Genomic DNA, 20,319 nt, shown 5'->3' on the forward strand with positions numbered 1-20,319 from the left:
GGCAAATGTATTATGGGTGAGCGATCGGACATGATAGGAGTTAATTAGCGAGAGGGCTGGGAGTCATGGTAGGCATGGGAACCAAACTCACTTTAGCAGAATTTCTAGCTTTGCCCGACCCAGATATATATTGTGAGTTTGTAGATGGTGAAGCAGTTCCTAAAGTGTCTCCAAAATTTTTTCATTCCAGTTTACAGGGAGCTTTGTGTGGCCTGATTCGTGTATGGTGTAAAGGACGCGGGCGAGTGCTTCCAGAATGGGCAATTTTGTTAAAACGTCAGGATAAAGATTGGGCACCTGTTCCCGATTTAACGTACATTTCTTATGAACGTCTGCCGAAAAGTTGGCGGCGAAATGAAGCTTGTCCCGCAATTCCTGAACTGGTGATTGAGATTATATCGCCGGATCAAAGTATGAAGGAATTTGAAGAGAAGGCGAAAGATTATTTGGCGGCGGGAGTTCCGCGAGTTTGGGTGATTGAGCCAGAAGCTATTTTAATAAAAAGCTTTTTCCCCGATGGTTCTAGTCAAGTTTATACGGATAATACACCGATTGTGGATGAGTTGCTGCCGGGTTTGGAGTTGACGACTAGACAGATTTTTGAAGAGGCGGAGTTGATTGATTGATTGAGGGCGATCGTACTCTGTGCAAGATATCAGTCGTAGGGTGCGTGACCACGGGAAAACTTTAACTCGCGGCGGTGGGACTATTGACTGTCACGCACCGCACGCGGGCAAAGCATTGAATAATACACTGTCACCGAAAACGATATCACTTACACTTCTAGACGGATTTTGACTTTTGTCCCAAAAGCTTTGCTGAAGGCTGATTCAACATCGGGAAGTTTTTGAATTGCCATTAGCAAAAGTGGTGTTGACGAGACTTTAATCCGGGCTTCGCCATCATGGATAGCAATCAGTTTTCCGTGCTGTCGCATCAGTTCTTTAGCGCTGCGTGGTGATATGTGAAGCAGCACAGTTTTCCATGTCAGACCTAGCATACTTTGAATTGCTTCTTCCATTTGGCTGAGTGGATCTATTTTCTGAGGCATTAGAGGTAGTTCTAGTTGAATGGGGAAATTCAGTGATTGTCGATTATTGAGACTTGTCATAATGAAAGTTTCCTCTGTGGGTTGACTTTTTAAGCATGACAGCTAGGAATCTCATATATTGGTAGTGAGACAAATCTCATTTTTATGAGAAACGCCTAATATGGATACCAAAAGAATCAGAGAGATTTTCGATACACTACCTTCCAAGCGCCAGCAGGTACTCTTGAGAGTGTTAGCGGGTGAGAGTAAGGCAAAAATTGCCTGTGATATTTGTGATGGGAGCACAGATGCTGTACAGCAGAATTTGAGACAGCTTTATAGGTGCTTTGAGATTCAAGATGAAAGAGAACGTAAACTACCAGGGTTAATTGCTCTGTTTGCCAAGTCAATGCCTGAGTTGATAGGTGTTGGTAATTCTCAAGGGATTAACGAATCGCAGCCATCAGTCTATGATGATGAGACTTGGGTAGGTGGTGAGGAACCGAAAATCGCAAACCCAAGCACCAGTGTCGATCAATCGACCGTGCAGAGGTTGGAAGGCGGGCGGGCAATTCGGCAAGATAACTTTGTTGCACTTTATAAGGGTGTGGGGATAGATGACTCGGAAGTGCAGGTTGACAATAACCTATTGCCACAGACAAAGGCAATTCCAGAGTTTTCACAATATGACTCTTTCTGGGTAGGTGGTGAGGAAGGTCGCGAGAAGCTGGTCAAACAACTGAGCGATCGGCTTCGTGGGTCGTGTCGCTTATTACTCATCCTCGGTTTAACAGGCATAGGTAAAACTGCCCTGGCTGAAAGATTGGCAGTGGAGTTACAAGACTGGTTACAGGAAGATTGGAAGAACAGGTGGCGGATAGCAAATTTTGACAAGGGGAAAGCCACAGACTTTGTTAGTGTCGCCAAGAATTGGCTATACGAGTGGTATGGGGAAGGTTCACCAGAAGATAACAAGCCAGAACGATTGTTTGACAAGTTAGTGAAACACCTGCGCGAGAATCAGGTGCTTGTGCTGATTGATTCTCTGGAGAACCTGTTAAAGGAAAATCAAGAAGGAGGCTGGGGTGATTTCGTCGATGAGTGGTGGGAAAAATTATTTTTGACCGTATTATCAGCAGAATCTTTCCAAAGTCGGTTAATCATCACATCACAGGATCGCCCAGTTAATTTGGTAGATTTCCGTTACAAGAATTTCTGGCATCAACAAATCTTGTACGGGCTGGACGAATCGGAGCAGGTGGCATTATTCAAGACAACAGGGCTAGATATTAGTCCTGAGTTAGCGAATAGACTTCTATTGTTGAGAATTGGCAAAGCTTACAAGGGTCATCCTCTAGTTTTGCGGGTAATTAGCGGGGAAATTAAAAATGAGCCTTTTAATGGGAATGTGCAAGCCTACTGGAATGATATCTGCGACAAGATAAAAGACGTAGAAAAGGCTCTAGCAGAGGCAGAGCAAGGAAAAGTTTTGGGAGAAAAAGACGAGTGGGAGTTACATAAACTCACAAGGGAAGTGCGATATCAAGTGAACAAAAAACGTTTGCAAATTGTATTTGACCGATTGGAAAAGCAGGTCAAGGACGCTTATATATTGCTTTGTGCGGCTTCTGTGTATCGCGCTCCAGTACAAGAGGAGGGGTGGCTGATGCAGTTAGTAAACTTGGTGAAGCGTTTAGAAGCTCAAGAGTGTAGCGAAGTGCGGAAAGACAAAGCTCTAGAGGAATTGTGCAATCGCTACCTACTTGAGGAATCAGTTAATCACAATAATAAGCGGGTTTTAGGGCAACACAATTTAGTTCGCAGTGTGGCGCTAGAACACTATAAAAAGTTAGTGCAAACTTTGAAACATGAGGTTAAGTCACTATGACGATTAATGAATTAAGTTCAGGGCTATTGCTTTTTGCCAAGCTAGGAATCGATATAGATGAAGTTCCGATTGAGCAAATTGCCGGATACACCGCAGTACAATACTACCTCACGGTTGAGGACGATCCACCACCTGATGCTACCAATTTAGACAAAGTGCGGCGCTATCTGGAAGCGTTCTACCATCTCTGCGAAGTGGAAGACTGGGAAAGAGCTAGTGAAATCCTTTTTACTTCTTTAGATACACAAACAAATCAAACTTTACACAATCAACTGGGTAATTGGGGATACTATTTAGAACAAATCGAAGTTTATAACCTGATTTTACATAAGTTGACATCGCCAAGAGTTAATTCGGCTTTTTTAAATGGTCTGGGAAATGCGTATCAAGCTTTAGGAAAATATGAAATAGCGATTGAATACAATCAGCAAGCCTTGAGTATTGCACTGGAAACTCAAGACCGCCATTTAGAAGGGATAGTTTTGGCAAGTCTCGGAAATACTTATTTATCTCAAAGAAAGTTTTCCAAAACAATGAATTGCTATCAGGATAGTTTAGCTATTGCACGGCAAATCCCAGACCGTCGTATGGAAGGCGTGGCACTAACAAATTTGGGCGGTTTTTACCATATCCAGGGTAACTCTACTCAAGCAATAGAGTATTTAAAGCAAGGTTTACTCATTGCACACGAAATTTCAGATCGCCAACTTGAAGGAGCAGCATTAGGAGGTTTAGGAGTGGTTTACCGCTCTCGTAAAGAATATGCTACAGCTATGCAATGCCTACTGGAAAGCATGAATATAATGCAAGACATTCAATACAGTAAAGGTGTGGAAAAGTCTTTTATGAATGTGGGTGCATTTTACCGCCGTCTCAAAGATTATACTAATGCGGTTGAGTGTCACAATCAGCATTTATCAAAAGCAAAAGAAAGACAAGACCCATTGGGTCAGAGACAGGCACTAGCAGATTTGGGATGGATTTATTACCTACAAGGGGATTACGATCGAGCCATTAATTTTTACCAGGCAAGTTTGAGCATTGTGCGACAAATAAAAAGCGACATTGAAGGAGAGTTTTTGGTCTTGTTTGGTCTGGGAACAACTTATGTAGCTTCAAAAGATTATGTCAAAGCAATTGAGTGCTATCAGCAGGCTTTACCAATTGTGCGACAGATGGGCAACCAGGGAGAAATAGCTGTATTATTGGGTATTGCAGAAGCTTATAAGGAACTAAAAAGCTATCCTAAAGCTATAGAGTATTATCAGCTAATATTAATTCTTCTAAGTGAAGTCAATAACAGTGAAGCGGAAATCTTGGCTCTGGTTAGTGTGGGAGGTATTTACTCTGAGCAAAAAGATTACATAAAAGCAAACAATTGTTACGAGCAGATGTTGTCAGTTGCAAAACAGACTGGCGATCGCCAAATGGAAACAGTAGCATTGGCTCGTTTGGGTTCTAATCATAAAAAGCTGCAAGACAAAACCAAAGCTATTGAATTTTATAAGCAAGCTTTACCAATAGCCAAAGAATTAGGAGAACGCGGAAGAGAGATAGCAATATTGATTGATTTAGTATTTATTTATGCCGAGACAGAAAAATATAGTCAACTATGGGATGCTTTATTTCAACTTAGTTTTAAACACTGGTTAGTTATACCTTCGATAATTTTATTATCAATAATACTGATGGTAGGTGGGGCAGTCTCTGCTCTCATATCAATTATTATATTTATGGGAATTACCATCGGCGTTAGCATTATTTTTAGCATTTTACTTTGGCAAATTCTACAAATATGCTTTTCTGCCAAAAAAGCTCTATCGACTAAATCTAATTATGGCAATTATGTAGACAAAAAATCAAAATTTGAGTGAGGTTAATTTTTTTATTCGGGCGATCGCGCCCTCTCCATCGCCACAGAATTAGGCATCCCCCTAGCAAAAGAGTGTCAGGAATTAAAGAAACGATTACTGACGGAACAAACATGACTTATGATGTGTGGCTATCTACATAGAAGATGCAATAGCGATATTCCTCAAAATGACTAAGAGCGATCGCCATTCGCAGACACTTCTCAATCTACGTGCAGCAGCGAAGCGTCTGCTACACGCTACGCTAACGCTATCGCCATAAATCCAAGAGAACCGTAAATCTGATAATATAATAGTTAGGCGATCGTCAATACCACCTTGATAATTGAAAAAGTTAGCTCAAATGCCAGTTATTTCTCAGTTTTACGGTATCCTAATCAGGATGTTTTACAACGACCACGTACCACCTCATTTTCATGCTATCTACGGAGAATATGAATTAATCGTAGGTATTTCTCCTATTACTATTCTTGAAGGTAAAGCACCAAATCGTGTCAGGTCGATGATTTTGGAATGGACAGCACTTCATCAAGAAGAACTATCGGAAAACTGGAACCGTTGCCGTCAAGGTGAACAACCATCGCCAATTGCTCCCTTGGAATAAAGGAAAAATTAATATGCTGTATCAAATCAAAAAAATTACCATAGAAAACGAACATAAATTGCATATTGATTATGCAAATGGTGGTAGTATAGTTGTTGATTTTAACCCGATAATTGAGACAGGTGGTATTTTAGCCAAGCTTGCCGATGCTGAATTTTTTGCCCAAGTTTCTATTGGCGAGAATGGTCGATACATTCAATGGCCTGGAGAAATAGAATTTTGTGCCGATTCTCTCTGGTTTCAATCTCACCCAAGCGAAAATAAATTTCAGGAATTGAAGGGACAATTACTGAGCGAAAAAACATAAGCTGTGACGCATTGGTAATGCTCGTCAATAATTATCTACCATCTTTTTCAAGGGCTGTATGTCCTTGATTCTATCTGTGCTCTGATGGGTTGTCTCCCCGTCAGCCCGCTAACCTTCCCGCACCATCCATACCAAAAACCCCAAAATTTGCTCCACAGGAGGAAGTGGATAATCAATCAAGTCAATTGTCACAGTTTGCCCTTCGAGTTTGAGGAATCGCCACTGAGTGCCATTGCTTACCACACCATAAATTATGGCAATCGGCTTTTTCTTAGCCTCATTAAATTTTTGTGCTGCCACCATTTCAGCAATACATTGCCCGAATCCTGTTCTGAGGTCAGATTTTTTTGCCTCCACAATGATGACGGCCGGTGCTTCGATTTCTAGAATTTCTTCGGAACGGCTAAAGAGAAAATCACACACGCCGTTCAGTCCTATTGATTCGTCTACTGTGAAGTCTTCTCCAGAAAATAAGCTGACTCGCCGCTGTAAAATTCGTCTCGCTTCTAGCAAAACAGGGAAAATAATTCCCTCAGAACGAGCTTTTTCGCTGGCGGATGAGGCAAACGGCAGGCTTTCTTCCAAAAAGGCAGTCAGTGTTTGTGAGGGGGAAATAGGGTCAATGTTAGGCAAAAAACGAACTGCTTCTACAGTGGTTAGATTAAATGATTCCTTGACTTTACCGATTGTGGTGAAAGAACTGTAGGGCATAGGGATTAACAGTATAAATTGAATGGCTAACTATACTTAAACTCACAGAGATTCATTGAGTTGTTTTTGTCCCTCTTCAGGCTGTACTTGCTTGTGCAAACTAATTTTGTCGCCCACTTCATACCCGGAATTAAAACCGGCCTCGCTGCTGACTTGAGAATCTGTTCTCGTTCTAATTTTAACCCCTCGGCCCTCTAGATAATCGGCGATCGCCTGTTGATTTTTCTCAAACATCGATCGCACAACAATCCCTGGAGTCGCCGCCACATCCCCCGAACCCGGAATCCCCGACTCTTCCATCTCCTGTTTTTGTTCCAACAATCTTTGTCTCAACCTTGTCGCGCATCCAACCCGAAAAGCATTCAGATACGCCAACCCCCTGCCGTTTCCTTTGCGGTATTTAGCCCTTTTTTCAATCGCAGAACTCAAATACTCGTACAGATGTTTGCAAACAATCAGGTTTGTATAAGTTCCCACCAAAAACATACTGCCATTATAAGTATTTCGCATGGCAGTGCAACCGTTAGCGTCGGCAATTCCTGAAAGCAGCATCATTTTCCAAGTGACAAATTTCGATGTTGTTTCAACTGAGTCTTCGTCAATCTCTTCTTGGTGATTTGGCCCTAAATCGGCGAGGCTGAGATTGTACTGGGCTAGTAGAAGGGAAGCTTTTTCGGCTGCTGCAGTCGATTCGTTTTCATTTGATGAGGTGGCGAGGGCTAACAGCTTTTTGATTCTTTCGACAATACTTGTGTCTGCCATTTTTCAATCGGTTTTAGGGTGAGAGTAAGCGGTGGCAAGGATTTGGGTGAATTCCTATTTTATACCAATTTAATGTGAAGTTGCACATATCTCGATCCCCCGCTCATCCCCCTGATTGTTGGGGAGTAGGGGTTGACTTTGATCGGAATCTTGTCCCCCCCTTATTAAGGGGGGCTAGGGGGGATCGGATTCTACGGGGCCTCATAAAAAATTGGTATTAGTATAGCTGGGAATGTGCGAGATTTTTTGAGGAGGATTTTTTTGAACCGCAGAGGGCGCAGAGGGCGCAGAGAGAGAGAATGAAAGAAAGAAGTTTGCAACTGATGGGCGGATTGGTTACTATTCGAGGACTTCTAGGACTGATTTGGGCAGCAATTTATCTTTAAACCAGACTACTTTTGCTGGCACGTCATTTACATTCACTCCGGCTTTTTCTAAATTCAGCCGTTCGGAAATAGCTAAAATCAAGTTATCGCATTCAGACTTCTGTACTTGTGCAAATTTCTTTTGCAAATACTCCGGCCGCCAATAGCCAACTATTTCTAATAAAAACACTCGCCCGTCGGGATGCACTAACCGAAAGTCGGGAATCATCACGCTACCTGGAATGGGAATTAAATCAACTTCTCGCTCTAGTTGCCACTCGGTTTTTGTGGAATTCCATCTTTCAGCAAATGCTGCTTCTAACATACTATCATAAGGCTTGCCAGGGGGATAGTGGCTGACTAAACCGCAGTCGGAATTAAGGGTAAATTTACCTGTTTTCAAAACGCCACTAAAAGGATCTTTTGTGTGCAGTGTCGAGTGCATACTCCATTTGGTGACGTGCAGAAGTGCCGGCAGCATTTTCGCCAGGGCTAAGCCGTAGCGGGTGCTGGGTTTGAATAAGCTTGTAGGGCCGTCTATTGTCAGTGTAAAACCGTGGTCTGCATCGCCTTCAATGTAAGTCATTAATTGAAATAGTTTCAGATAGCGAAATAAGAGTTTGTATTCTCCTGGATCGTTGCGGTGGGCGGTTAATTGGACTTGACTTGCTCGGTAAAATATGCCTTGTACTTGAGAAAGATTGTATTTGTGAAGCAAGTTTTCGGGTGTTGGTGCATTAAACTCTGTGAGGATTTTGTTTTCGTTTAAATCGGCGTATAAACCTGTAGTGATTTCGTGAGGCAAAACTTCTCTGTTTAACTCTTGGCTGAGCTCAGTTGCTACTTTTTCCAGGGTTAATTGGGTGGATTGAGGGCTGGGAGTCGATCGCGCCGACAATGCAAAAACCCGCTGTCTCAACTCTGAGGGTTCTAGGGGACTGATGACTTCTAAGGTGCAGAAACCGCTTTTCAGCAGGTGCGCTAATCCCCGTTTCAGCCGATAATCCGGGCTGTCGCCTTCTAATTCTAGCAAGCGTCCGTCGAGCTCGCCTTGGGTTTTGCCGATCGACTCTTGAAAGCAGTCGATCGTTTCGGTAGCTGCTTCTAAGTTTTTAGCATCTATCTTGAGGCGGAGAGGGATGATTGATTCCCCGTTTTGGCGGTGACTTAATAAATCAGTGGGTAACATAAGCAGTGAAAAGTTTTACTCAATTTTTTGTTCAACAATCACCATAACTCCCCTAAGTTTTCCCTCTTCTGTCAAGCTTTGGGTAGTCCGAATTCGGCGATCGGAACTGACGAGATTGATGGTTTCAACAGCCCTCAGAATGCCAGTTGCTTTGTCCCATATTTGAAAAATTATCAAATTCTCTCCAACTTCTGTCGCTAGTGTCTTGTAGTTGGAAAAAACCGAGTCTGGACTTTCAATTTGCACTTGCCCTTCACCGACAACATGACCAACAAAATTTTGGGTTTCACTCTTGCCGTTAGCATAAGTTTGAACGTTAGTTTGCCTCCACTGGTTGTCAACAATTTTCTGGGTTAACACGGCTGTAAAACGCATGGTTTCCTTGCAGTCTGCATCGAGTCTTGTCCAGTCTCCCTCCCAAACTCCTGTATGTTGGGGGAAAACTTTAAAGTTAGTTATTTGTGCAGTTTCGCTCATTTTTAGGCAATGTAAATTAGTTGTTGATGATATTTTATTCCAGCTTCATCTAATTTTACTGTAGCCAAAATCATAGAAGAGGATATTACTCAAAGACCTCTAATTTAGGAGGTGCAGCCTAAAATTGCGTGTCGGTATGAGTAGGAACCTATTTCGTAGGTTGAGTTGACGATCGGAAACCGAACAGCCGTTTACTAGGTTGGGTCTCCTTTCGCGAAACCCAACCTAAATATTTTCCAACTTAACAGTTGGATTGTGAACAAGCGATCGGTACTATGGCTTGGACAGACTCACCAGACCAAAATTCTCCAAAAACCGATCGAAGGTGATGGCCACAAACCCATCCTTAGTGTTAGAACTCGGATCTTCCGATGCCCTGGCGCCCTTTCCATTGTCTGTCCCCCAGGGGTTCCGCAGTAGGAGCATCTTTTGGCCATTAGTCTCATAGGCATTGTGGATACTGTAGGCATGACCACCAACCAACACATTGTCAGATCGCTTCTCGGCATCAGGGACTGTCCCAGCCGCGACATAGCGACCCTGATTCAAGGTATCTTGAATCCGTTGAAAAGTTTGATCGCGCGTAATACTTCCTAATAGATTACCTTCGCCCTCCTCATCTGAAAACTCTATCAAAGAATATTGTGGAGCCGCTTCGGAGGGCTTCAACACAATCTCTTCGGTCCCCTTACCCGTGACCCGTTTGAGGGCAATCCCCGCTAGATCGCCATTCCCTGTCGCATCATAGCCATTGCGACCGGTCTCCTCACCCCGGAACTTGGCGTAAGCACGTTCAAAAATGGGGGCCCAGATGGGTTGCCCCGACGCTTGGCTCGGCTTGACGTCATCCGGGTTCCACTTCACCCCAAACACTAAATCTTTGTTGGTCACCACCTGGTTGTCCACGGTGACCGTCCGCGGTTGGCCTGTTACGTAGTTGTAGAACTGGAGGGTATAGTTGTTACCATCGCTCGTAATGAGATTGTTGAGCACTACACTCTGCTTGGAGGCAGCCTGGCTGGGATCTTCGATCTTGCCGAACGTGGCCGCCAGGGCTGCAAGAAAGGCGCAGTTGCCGAATTGTCCTTGGTTCAGGGCAGGGAGTTGAATCGGCAGGGCTAGACCGCCCGTTAGAGGGGCATAGACTAATTCATGAGCCGTATCTTCTTGGAGACCGGTATCAGCCCGCTGCCCCTTTTCGAGAAAGAGGGGTGGGGGCAACAGAGTGTCAGCACCCGCACTGGGTACCACGTTTGCCACCGAAGTCCCCGTCACCGTCGCATTCAGAGTATAGTCCCCCAAACCCGGAGCATCCACGCTGGAGGCAAACACCACATATTGACCCCCCTGTTCCGTGGTGAAACTCACCTGGGCATTGAAGTCTCCGTCGCTGGTGTTAATGTCATCGTTTTCAACGACCACTTCGCCCGTGAGCAGATCCACCACCGTTAGATAAGCATCGAAATCCTCCGATTCTTGAGTCACAGTCACCGTTGACCCAGCACCCAGTTCCGGCAGGAGATAGGGATCGGCATAGTTTTCCAGATCGTTGGGATCGAAGTCATCGTTTTGAGTCAAGGTGCCGGCTGTGGGGATGCCCGGGAAAAGCGGGTCATAGTGTTCAATGTCCACCCGGCTGCCCGGTTCGGAAATGGCAGCAATTTTGTAGGGCGTTGCCGCCCCTGGGGCGGTGACATTGACGTAATAGGTACCGGGGTTGATGTTATCTTCCTGGATTTCATTCGTCCCCTGGGCAAAAATCTCATCCGCATCCAACTGGTTGTTGCTATTGCGATCGCTCCAGACGGTCAAATTTAGATCCGCCTCCTGGTAATCGGTAAACAGATCCAAATACCCCGCGTTGAGCACTTCCAGGCGATAGGCATCCACTGCATCAGTGCCGCCCACATAATCGTGCAATTCCACTTCACCGTCTGGCGACAGCAGGCGTGCCGTGCTGGGTCGATCGCCCGCCCGATCGGGGGCTACAGTTCCGGCAACACCGGCCAAACTCAGGCTGTAGTTGGTGTTGCCTTCATATGCCTCCACCGATAGGAAATATTTACCCGGATCTAAGGTGACGTTCTCGATGGTTTCATTCGCAGCGCCCGATTTTGCCGAGGAAGAGATGATTTCATCTCCTCCCAATTCCCCATCGTCGTTCAAATCCTGATAGAGTGCCAGATCCGCATCTGCGCTCAAGCCACTCAAGCCAAAGTTAACAATGCTCGTTTCCGTTACCTGGAATTGGAAAAAGTCGGCATAATCTTCATCGCTCACTGCTCCCTGAAGGTTAGCTCCCCCGGGCACTGAACCCAGCGCTGTAGCTCCCGCTTCCGTATCGTCCAGTGTCGCTTTGACGGTACTGAATAAGCCTGTCAGGCGATCGGGGCTGACTCCCAGCGCCCGCGCCAAGATCGCACCAGTTGCTTTCAACCGAATGAAAGTGTCGGCTCCATTGGCTTCCAGCGTTACGTCGGCTTCAGTCAGGGCATCGCCTGCTCCATCCGTCAGAGCAATAACATCGCCCTCTTCATCGCTGAAGTCGGCGATCGTATCGGCGAGAGCCGGATTAGTTATAGCATCAGCGACATCCAAGACAAAAGCATCGGAACCATCGCCACCAATTAGACTATCAACTCCAGCACCCCCGGCTAGGAAATCGTCTCCCTCTTGACCGAGTAATGTGTCGTTGTTTTGACCGCCATAGACAACATCATTACCGCGTTCTCCCAGGAGATAATCATCTCCAGCATTGCCCAATAGCAGATCGGCTCCGCGTCCGCCTTGTAGGCTGTCGTTCCCGATTCCACCGGCGATCGAGTCCGCTCCATCGTTCCCATAAACACAATCCGGGCGATCGGAGCCGACAATGAAATCTGCTCCTGCGAGCGCTCGAATCCCAAAACCGGCCGGAACTTTGGTATCGATCGTAAAAATATCGACACCGCTGGTCAAATCAAACAAGTTATTGGATGACATGAGTATATGAACCCTTAAAGATGAATGTACGAAGACAGGAGAAATCCCACCAGCAATACCTAGGAATTAGTTAGAGCTGTGAATTAGTTATTGAGCCCAAATCCCGCTGAAATACCCCCTCGATCTCGCTTGTCTGTCCTTGACTACGTTCGAGGATAAAGTCCGGCAGACGTTGTAGTTGGCTCTTGTTAGTTTTAGGTGATAATAAAAATAAAACTTCCCGTGCTACAGCCCGGAAAGCCTGCGTGAGCGAGACGCTCACACTACCCTTTCCACCACCAATTCAGAACAGCCAATTTATTCGTCTACTTAGGAGTTGCTGACGACAATATTGATGAGCTATTGCATCTTTATTAACTCTTATTTTACACAAATATCATACCTTAGATAGATGACTAGGCAATCTGTATAATTATTTAAGGCTTGCTGAATCAGTTGGAAAAGTAAACACTGTATGGGTTCACGGGGTGACAGCCCCGTCAAACTCCTAAGCTTCCCAAAAATCAGTGTCGCAAATGGCACACTGGCGATAAACTACCCGTAAGGATTGCCAAAGCCCCGCCTCTCGTGAGTTTTAGGTGATAATAAAAATAAAACTTTCGGTGGTAAAGGCCCGAAAGCCTGCGTGAGCGAGACGCTTACACTACCGTTTCCACTACAAATCGAGAATAGCCGTATAGTTTGAGGTCAAAATTTTTCAAGAGCCTTTTTCATAAAGGGGCTAACGGAGCTGAATTTGGCATTCTAAGGCTATACACTAAGTTGGCAATATTCAATCTTTATTTTCTTCGTCATAATTTTCTCCCCATTTTGCTGGTGATTCGGCTGCTTTTTTAGTCGCCTCCCGATTAACTCCGTAAATGGGTGTCGGTTTGACAGTTTCTAATTTCTGATATTCTGGCTGCGGCGGTTCGATTTTTGTTTTTACTTGGGGTTTGTGAGGCTGCATTCCTCCTCAGCGGCGTTGGGATGTTCTTCGTCGCGAAGAACGCGAAGGGAAGAGAGAGAAAGAAAGAGAGTCTTCAGAAATAGTTTAAGCTTACTACCAGGGAATTTCATCATTGTCTTCTCCCCATTTTGCGGGTGATTCTGCTGCTTTTTTGGTTGTCTCTCGGTTGACTCCGTAAATGGGTGTCGGTTTGACAATTTCTAATTTCTGATATTCTGGCTTTGGCGGTTCTATTTGTGTTTGTGGTTGGGGTTGGTGAGGCTGCATTCCTCCTCGGCGGCGCTGGGATGTTCTTTCTTCGCTGGTGTCTTCGGTGACGACTTCGTAGAGAATTGCTAACTTATTTACATCGCTGCTTTTGCGGAGAACTCGACCCAATCGCTGAATGTATTCGCGTTCGCTGCCGGTACCTGACAATATGATAGCAATTCTAGCGTCGGGAACGTCCACTCCTTCGTTGAGGACATGGGAAGCGACGAGGGTTTTGTATTCGCCGCTGCGAAAACGATCGAGGATTTCGTGGCGTTCTTTGACTGGGGTTTGGTGGGTTATTGTGGGGATGAGAAATTCTTGGGAAATTCGGTAAACTGTGGCGTTATCTCCGGTGAAAATTAGCGTGCGCTGGGGAGAGTGTTCTGCTAGTATTTTGGCTAAAATTCGCAGTTTTCCGTCGGTACAAAGGGCGATTTCTTTGGCTTGGCGGTGGGCTAACATGGCGCGCCGTCCTAGGGGCGATCGCGCGCTTGCCATGATAAACTGTTTCCAACCATCGAGGCTAGATATTTTGATGTTAGACTGTTTTAAGAAGTCGTTGCGAATGTTGATTAATTCGGCGTAGCGAGATGCTTCTTCTTGTGACAGTTTTACCATAATTTGAACTATTTTATGGTCGGCTAAAGCATCGCCTGCCAAATCTTCGGGTCTTTTGCTAAATACTGTCGGGCCGATGAGAAAATGCAAATCACTGTGGCGGCCATCTGTGCGATCGGGTGTAGCTGTCAGTCCCAGTCGAAAAGGCGCGATCGCATATTCGGAAATTACTCGATAAAAGTCCGTTGGCAAATGGTGGCATTCGTCAAAAACCAGCAAACCGTATTTATTGCCCAAGGTTTCTGCATGAATACTTGCACTGTCGTAGGTTGCGACTAAAATTGGCGTTTTGTCCCGCGAACCTCCGCCCAACAATCCGATTTCGATGTCGGGAAAAGCTGCTTTTAAATTAGCATACCACTGGTGCATTAAATCGAGAGTTGGTACTACAATTAATGTACTGCGACCAGTGACTTGCATGGCTAATTGTGCCAGATAAGTTTTGCCGGAAGCGGTAGGGAGCACGACTACTCCTTGGCTTCCTGCTTCCTGCCAAGCTGCGAGGGCCTGTTCTTGATGTGGGTAAGGCTGCATTTCCACGCTGGGTACGAGTTCGAGTAGTTCGTATCCCCTCGCTTCGTCGGTGAAGTGAATGCACTCGGCTTGGAGGCATTCTACCAGCGGGCGGTAGTGAATTGCTCGAATGCGGTATTTTTCCACGCGATCGTCCCATGTCGCAAAGTCCACCCAGTCTCTGCCTTTGGGCGGCGGGTGCAGCAATAGAGTTCCGCGATCGAATGTTAAAGTAGGTAAACGTGGCATTGTTTTTGGAGACCTGAGTCGCTGCTGTTAAATTATAATTGACAATCCCCGCGCTGAAGCTGCGGGGATTCTTAAGACCATAATTTAAGTCTTAAAGGCGCTGAGTTAGAGTCGATTAGGGAGTTACCCCCCTAACCTCTCCTTCAGAACCGTGCGTGAGACTTTCACCTCACACGGCTCCTTGATAATTCCATCCTTGGTACGGATACGATTCAAGACCAACTATCAGGTTTTAACACTTCCTTTAGAGCGTATTGACCCGTCTGTTGCTGTCTTTGTGTCGTGGCAGTGTTTGTGTAGAAGTTGTAAGTTATCGTAGGTATCTTTTCCACCTAACGAGATTGGTTTAATATGGTCAACTTCTACAATGTCTATACTGGTAAGGTATAAACCACAGTGAGGACAAATACCCTTTTGACGCTTGATTAATGATGCAACCCTGTTGGGTGTTTCTGGGTATTCACCTCTACGCTTGCTCCAATAAATCCAGTTTCCATCAAATGGACTGGCTTCACCTTTGACTTTTGTATGCCTTACGATTGGCGTACTTGCATGGGTGAGTAATTCCACTCCGTTTTCTGTACTGAAACACCAATTACGGTCGCTTACTGTTCTCCAGTATTTCTCCTTGTTGATGTTCCCTTTTCCCCTACTTCTTGCCCAAGCTCTTATCTTTCCCCAGGTTAGGTTATCAACTTTTGAAAATATTTCTTTGCTGACAACTGTCGAGTAATAGTTTGACCATCCCCTAATTATTGGATTCAGCTTGCTTATTAAAGCAGCTTGCGGGGCAGTTTTATGGGTGTCTATTACTTCGGTAATCTTGGTTAGATGTAATTTAACCTTGGTTTTGGAGGGGGTAATTAGTGTTTTAAAACCTAGCGGATTTCCTTTTGATGTTTTAGCACTTCGATAGTTTCCTACTTTGTGTTGCTGTATATGGAATCCTAAAAACTCAAACCCAACATTTCCTTCTATTTCATTAAGGGTGTGAGTTAATTTTGTTTTACTTGGTTTCAGTTCCAATCCCATATCACTTAACCAATCTGCGATTATCTCCTGACATTTCTTGACCACGCTTAAATCCTCATGGATTATCACGAAGTCATCAGCGTAACGGATTAGGCTAAGGGCGTAACGGTTATCCCGTTTGCATCCTTTTAGTGTTTCCGCGTACTGTTTTATTCTTTCTTCCATACCATGTAAGGCAATGTTGGCAAGTAAGGGAGAGATTACCCCGCCTTGTGGAGTACCATCATTAGTAGGGAATAATTCATGTCCTACACAGTACCCTGCTTTGAGCCATGTCTTTAATTGGCGGTTTAAGGTGGGGTATGTGTGTATTTTGGAGAGTAACGCTTTATGGTCTATACGGTCAAAGCATTTGGCAATATCAGCATCTAGTACATATTTGGCTTTTTTACTAATACTGTCGAATATTGCTTCAATCGCATCGTGACAGGAACGTCCTGGTCGAAAACCATAACTGTTTGGCTCAAACTTAGCCTCCCATTCTGGTTCTAACGCTAGTTTAACTAACGCTTGCAATGCGCGGTCGTTTATCGTTGGGATGCCTAACGGTCTAGTTTCAGTAGTTCCAGGTTTAGGAATATTAACCCTACGAGTGGGTTTTGCTTTACCTGTTAACTTTAACTTGCCTACCAGGTTGATTCGTTGCTTTTGGGTTAACGATTTAACGCCATCCACTCCTGCCGTATTCTTTCCTTTGTTGTCTTGAGTTACCCTACGAACCGCAATACACTTTGCAGACCAAGACCTAATCAAGGTCTTTTGAAGTTTACGAACTGCTTTAACATCACCACGTTTACTCGCTTGATAGATTCGTTTTTGCAACTTGAAAGTAACCCTTTCTAACTTTCGCCAGTTGAGGTCTTTCCATTCCACCGTCAGATTGTTCTGCGTATTAGACATATATATTGCTACTAGGACTCTATCTTTGAAATTACCGTGTATCTGTCAGCATATCCTCAACATTACAAAGAGGCTTTTGCTTTTGATACAATCCCGCCCCTAACTATCATTCGTTAGCTACTTACTGGTTATCGACCTTTCCAGAGATAATTAGTTTGGTTACTTCGTTCCGATTGCACATTGGTTGAATCTTTAGCGTGATGCTTTCCACCGGGTTTTGTAGGCTTGTGCTTATAAGTCGGGACTTGATCCGCTTATGCCCTATCCTTGCCTTTTGGCGGGCGTGTTAATCAGGTCTTACTGTGTTTTTCAACAGGTTTATCCTTGATTTAGCCATTACACCATTTAGGGTGACGATGGTTCGGACACATCTTTGCTTGCGCTACGCATGGATTCTTGCTCGACAGTTACCGAGTTTGGCTCTCAGTAGTTCTGCCTTTTATCCCCGCTTTAACCTGACTGTTGCTACCAGTCAAACTAGGGGATATGCTTTCACCTCTGCACTTGAGGGATAGGACTTGACTCACAGAGTCTCACCTATATATGCAATCAGTTGTCACTAACCGAGTTAATCGGCTAGGCTAACCGTCCCATAAGGGTTTAAGCCCTTATTTTGGGTTAAACGAGTCGCACCAAAGCACCCCTACCGATTCCGCTTAGATCGAGTCCAAGCATTATCGCTACTTTTCTACCAATGTTCCCACAACCATTGCAATCTGCATTAATCAACCAACCTTGAGCTGTTCTGTACAAACCACGCTTAACTCGTTTGCCAGTTGGAAGCCACCCTTCGGGTTTTTCGCCGAATGTAGGTAGCGAATCATTATCAACAAACGACGCTTTGGATGAATAAGATTCTTCCGTTTCCACAAATTTCAATCCGTACTGCTCACAAAGTTGAGCAATTCTATCTTTTAATCGGCCCGTAGGGATTTGCACAAACTTTTGATTAGTTGTGTTTCCCATATTGGCAGATTTTTTTTGTCCCTTATTCCAGCCGAATACAATCGTTCCTATCCGATTTTTTAAGCTGTGGTTTATTACCTTCCTTGCTGCCTTGTTGACGGCATCTCGCATTTGGCGGTTACGTTTCTCTGTTAAGCAGGCAAGTCTTTTAGACCAGAATTCATTGGCTTTTCCCTTCATCAGAAATGCCACCCGTTTGTTGTATCCCTGATTGAGCGATTTTAAATGCCTGCCATCAACAATAAAACTTGTACCGACATTGCTCACGCAAGTTAGCCAGTTATCTACGCCGTGGTCAATCATTAAGCACTTAGTCGGGTCTATATCTGCCTGTATTTGGTTTACTTTGTAGACCAATTCTAGGTAGAAACAGCCGTTACGAGGAAGAATGCGATACTCTCGAATCGACTTAAAATCAAGATTAGAGGGTATCGGTAAAAAGAACGCATCTAAGCCGAACCACGCTTTAACCTTGCTTCCAAGGGGGAATCTCAACATTCCATCTTTGAGTTTTACCGACCTACCTGTAAATGTCACAAGTGCCCTTCCGCCTTGACGATATTTTGGTAGTTTCGGGCGTTCCGTAATTACCCCACTTTTAAAAGCTCTTAGTAATCCCATAAATGACTTAAAAGACTCTGCTACGCCCGTCAATATTTGTTGGGCAGTATCAGAGTAGAACGCTTGATAGTGTCGGTTCCGATTTTCAGTCCCCAAAACTTTGTGCAACTGAGCACGGCTTGGGATTTTACCAGTTTTAAAGTATAGCTGGCGGCCATAGTAAGTTCCGCAATTAGAAAGCTTGGCAGCTTCGGAACACAGGTATTCAAGAATAGCTTGAACATCTGAATCAGCCAGAATTACATTTTGTTGACAGCCAAACATGAGTAGTCCTCTTTGTTGTAATATAATACAGCAAAACACCGGAAAATTTTATGAAAAAATGTTGAAACTTTTTAGATTCAGGAATCTAAATTTGCAATTGTTGAAGCTCACTGCAAATCTGTAGGTAGAACTAAAACTGATGTATTTAGAGTCAATCAGGAGCCTCAAGAGTAAGGAAAAGCCGTCCTGAACGGACGGGGCTTCAGCCCTCCGCTACGCTCCGCCCAGTTTTTTGGTGACTGATAAGATGAGTATTTTGACTGCATATATATCGACTTATGGAAAATGATAAATTGGGAAAATTGCGATCGCAGTAGCTGAAAAACAAAAAATTGTTCGCCTAGCACAGCATGATTTCCCAATCTAGTATCTCCCGAGCCCCGAATTCTTGAAGAAGTCGGGGATTTAAACCGGGATTTCAAAATCTAATATCTCAAATGGTATTATGCCGATGGAATAATTGCTAGGCTAGATTCGATCGACGTATGGCTGAAATTTGAGGTTATAGATGGAAATAGGCGTCCCCAAGGAAATCAAGGATTTAGAGTTTCGAGTCGGGCTCAGTCCCACAAGTGTCCGGGCTTGTTCGGACAAAGGTCACGCAGTTTTTGTCGAAACGAATGCTGGTGCTGGGGCCGGTTTCGCCGACGAGGACTACGTTCAAGCAGGGGCTAAGATTGTCTTAAAGGCTTCCGATGTCTGGAAGCGCGAACTAATTGTTAAAGTTAAGGAACCGCTGCCTGCTGAGTATCCGCTGATTCAAAAAGAGCAGTTGCTGTTTACATATTTGCACTTGGCTGCCGAGCGCACATTAACTGAGCATTTAATTAGCAGCGGAGTCCAGGCCATCGCCTACGAAACCGTCGAACTCCCGGACAGAAAATTGCCACTGCTGACGCCGATGAGCATTATTGCAGGGCGTTTGGCCGTGCAGTTCGGAGCTCGGTTTCTGGAACGACAGCAAGGCGGCAGGGGCATACTTTTGGGTGGTGTACCGGGGGTAAGACCGGGTAAAGTTGTGATTTTGGGCGGCGGCATTGTCGGCACAGAAGCAGCCAGAATTGCTGTAGGAATGGGCGCGAGAGTGCAAATTTTAGACGTAAATGTCGATCGCTTAGCCTACTTGGAAACTCTGTTCGGTTCCAGAGTAGAATACCTCTACAGCAGTCCTTTGCAAATTGAAGCAGTTGTTCCCGATGCTGATTTGTTAATCGGTGCGGTTTTGGTCTTAGGTAAAAGAGCTCCAGTGCTGGTTTCTCGCGAATTTGTTGCGAAGATGCACCCCGGTTCTGTGATAGTTGACGTAGCCGTTGACCAAGGTGGCTGCGTGGAAACTTTGCGGGTAACTTCACACACAAATCCCACTTATGTTGAGGAAGGAGTTGTGCATTACGGCGTGCCAAATATGCCCGGTGCCGTTCCTTGGACTGCGACTCAAGCTTTGAATAACAGCACTTTGCCTTATGTTTTGCAGTTGGCAAATAACGGGATTAAAGCTTTGGAAATGAATCCGAGTTTGGCGAAGGGATTGAACGTGCAGAATCACCGATTGGTGCATCCGGCCGTGCGCGAGGTTTTCCCCGATTTGGCTGATTAGATTCCCCTTGTTTCAGCAAATCTTGTACGGTGCGTCAGATCAAAGCTTGTGGATTATTAATAACCGGACGCGATCTGACGCACCCTACTCAACTACACGGGAGCATCTCAGTTTTGCATTTACAGTGCGAGCGTCCCCGCTCGCGTATTGTACAATACGCGAGCGGGGACGC

At 44.9% G+C, this 20,319-nt stretch carries 16 protein-coding genes; 6 read left to right on the forward strand and 10 right to left on the reverse strand.

Features of this window, described 5'->3' with window-relative positions:
• Positions 1 to 65 precede the first annotated feature (65 nt).
• Positions 66 to 626, forward strand: coding sequence for a Uma2 family endonuclease (locus tag QUB16_RS22530; RefSeq protein ID WP_333319537.1), 561 nt, complete (start codon positions 66 to 68; stop codon positions 624 to 626).
• Positions 627 to 775: 149 nt separating this feature from the next.
• On the opposite strand, the gene QUB16_RS22535 is transcribed toward QUB16_RS22530, so the two are convergent.
• Positions 776 to 1,111 carry a hypothetical protein gene (locus tag QUB16_RS22535; RefSeq protein WP_333319539.1) on the reverse strand — a complete coding sequence of 112 codons (336 nt, stop codon included), beginning with the start codon at positions 1,109 to 1,111 and terminating at the stop codon, positions 776 to 778.
• 100 nt (positions 1,112 to 1,211) lie between these two features.
• On the opposite strand from QUB16_RS22535, the gene QUB16_RS22540 reads away from it, so the two are divergent.
• From QUB16_RS22540 to QUB16_RS22555, 4 genes are all read left to right on the forward strand, one after another.
• Positions 1,212 to 2,918 (forward strand): NB-ARC domain-containing protein, encoded by a 1,707-nt coding sequence (locus QUB16_RS22540; RefSeq protein ID WP_333319541.1) that lies wholly within the window; start codon positions 1,212 to 1,214, stop codon positions 2,916 to 2,918.
• Positions 2,915 to 4,792 (forward strand): tetratricopeptide repeat protein, encoded by a 1,878-nt coding sequence (locus QUB16_RS22545; RefSeq protein ID WP_333319543.1) that lies wholly within the window; start codon positions 2,915 to 2,917, stop codon positions 4,790 to 4,792. The genes QUB16_RS22540 and QUB16_RS22545 overlap by 4 nt, the downstream gene beginning before the upstream one ends.
• A gap of 340 nt (positions 4,793 to 5,132) precedes the next feature.
• The gene (locus tag QUB16_RS22550; RefSeq protein WP_333319545.1) at positions 5,133 to 5,393 is read left to right on the forward strand and encodes a DUF4160 domain-containing protein; all 261 of its coding nucleotides are present in this window, start codon (positions 5,133 to 5,135) and stop codon (positions 5,391 to 5,393) included.
• 13 nt (positions 5,394 to 5,406) lie between these two features.
• Positions 5,407 to 5,700 (forward strand): DUF2442 domain-containing protein, encoded by a 294-nt coding sequence (locus QUB16_RS22555; RefSeq protein WP_333086278.1) that lies wholly within the window; start codon positions 5,407 to 5,409, stop codon positions 5,698 to 5,700.
• 108 nt (positions 5,701 to 5,808) lie between these two features.
• On the opposite strand, the gene QUB16_RS22560 is transcribed toward QUB16_RS22555, so the two are convergent.
• From QUB16_RS22560 to QUB16_RS22600, 9 genes are all read right to left on the reverse strand, one after another.
• Positions 5,809 to 6,411, reverse strand: coding sequence for a hypothetical protein (locus QUB16_RS22560; protein ID WP_333319547.1), 603 nt, complete (start codon positions 6,409 to 6,411; stop codon positions 5,809 to 5,811).
• Between the two features lie 42 nt (positions 6,412 to 6,453).
• Entirely contained in the window at positions 6,454 to 7,173 is a 720-nt protein-coding gene (locus QUB16_RS22565) for a DUF2786 domain-containing protein (protein ID WP_333319550.1), read from the reverse strand.
• A 339-nt stretch (positions 7,174 to 7,512) separates the two neighbouring features.
• Positions 7,513 to 8,727 (reverse strand): DUF790 family protein, encoded by a 1,215-nt coding sequence (locus QUB16_RS22570; RefSeq protein ID WP_333319552.1) that lies wholly within the window; start codon positions 8,725 to 8,727, stop codon positions 7,513 to 7,515.
• A gap of 15 nt (positions 8,728 to 8,742) precedes the next feature.
• Positions 8,743 to 9,204 carry a DUF3598 family protein gene (locus QUB16_RS22575; protein ID WP_333319555.1) on the reverse strand — a complete coding sequence of 154 codons (462 nt, stop codon included), beginning with the start codon at positions 9,202 to 9,204 and terminating at the stop codon, positions 8,743 to 8,745.
• A gap of 273 nt (positions 9,205 to 9,477) precedes the next feature.
• Positions 9,478 to 12,186, reverse strand: coding sequence for a C2 family cysteine protease (locus QUB16_RS22580; protein WP_333319557.1), 2,709 nt, complete (start codon positions 12,184 to 12,186; stop codon positions 9,478 to 9,480).
• 772 nt (positions 12,187 to 12,958) lie between these two features.
• Positions 12,959 to 13,135 (reverse strand): hypothetical protein, encoded by a 177-nt coding sequence (locus QUB16_RS22585; protein ID WP_333319559.1) that lies wholly within the window; start codon positions 13,133 to 13,135, stop codon positions 12,959 to 12,961.
• Positions 13,136 to 13,228: 93 nt separating this feature from the next.
• A complete protein-coding gene (locus QUB16_RS22590) occupies positions 13,229 to 14,767 on the reverse strand; it encodes a DEAD/DEAH box helicase family protein (protein ID WP_333319561.1) in 1,539 nt (512 codons plus the stop codon).
• A gap of 225 nt (positions 14,768 to 14,992) precedes the next feature.
• Positions 14,993 to 16,699: a group II intron reverse transcriptase/maturase gene (gene ltrA, locus QUB16_RS22595; protein WP_333319564.1), complete on the reverse strand. Its 1,707-nt coding sequence runs from the start codon at positions 16,697 to 16,699 to the stop codon at positions 14,993 to 14,995.
• A 618-nt stretch (positions 16,700 to 17,317) separates the two neighbouring features.
• Positions 17,318 to 18,589, reverse strand: a complete 1,272-nt coding sequence (locus tag QUB16_RS22600) for a transposase (protein WP_333319566.1) — start codon at positions 18,587 to 18,589, stop codon at positions 17,318 to 17,320.
• 469 nt (positions 18,590 to 19,058) lie between these two features.
• Here QUB16_RS22600 and ald point away from each other — a divergent pair, with 469 nt between their 5' ends.
• Positions 19,059 to 20,147 (forward strand): alanine dehydrogenase, encoded by a 1,089-nt coding sequence (ald, locus tag QUB16_RS22605; RefSeq protein WP_333319568.1) that lies wholly within the window; start codon positions 19,059 to 19,061, stop codon positions 20,145 to 20,147.
• Positions 20,148 to 20,319 lie beyond the last annotated feature (172 nt).

It is taken from the genome of Microcoleus sp. D3_18a_C4, from assembly GCF_036702415.1.
Taxonomy (GTDB): Bacteria; Cyanobacteriota; Cyanobacteriia; order Cyanobacteriales; family Microcoleaceae; genus Microcoleus.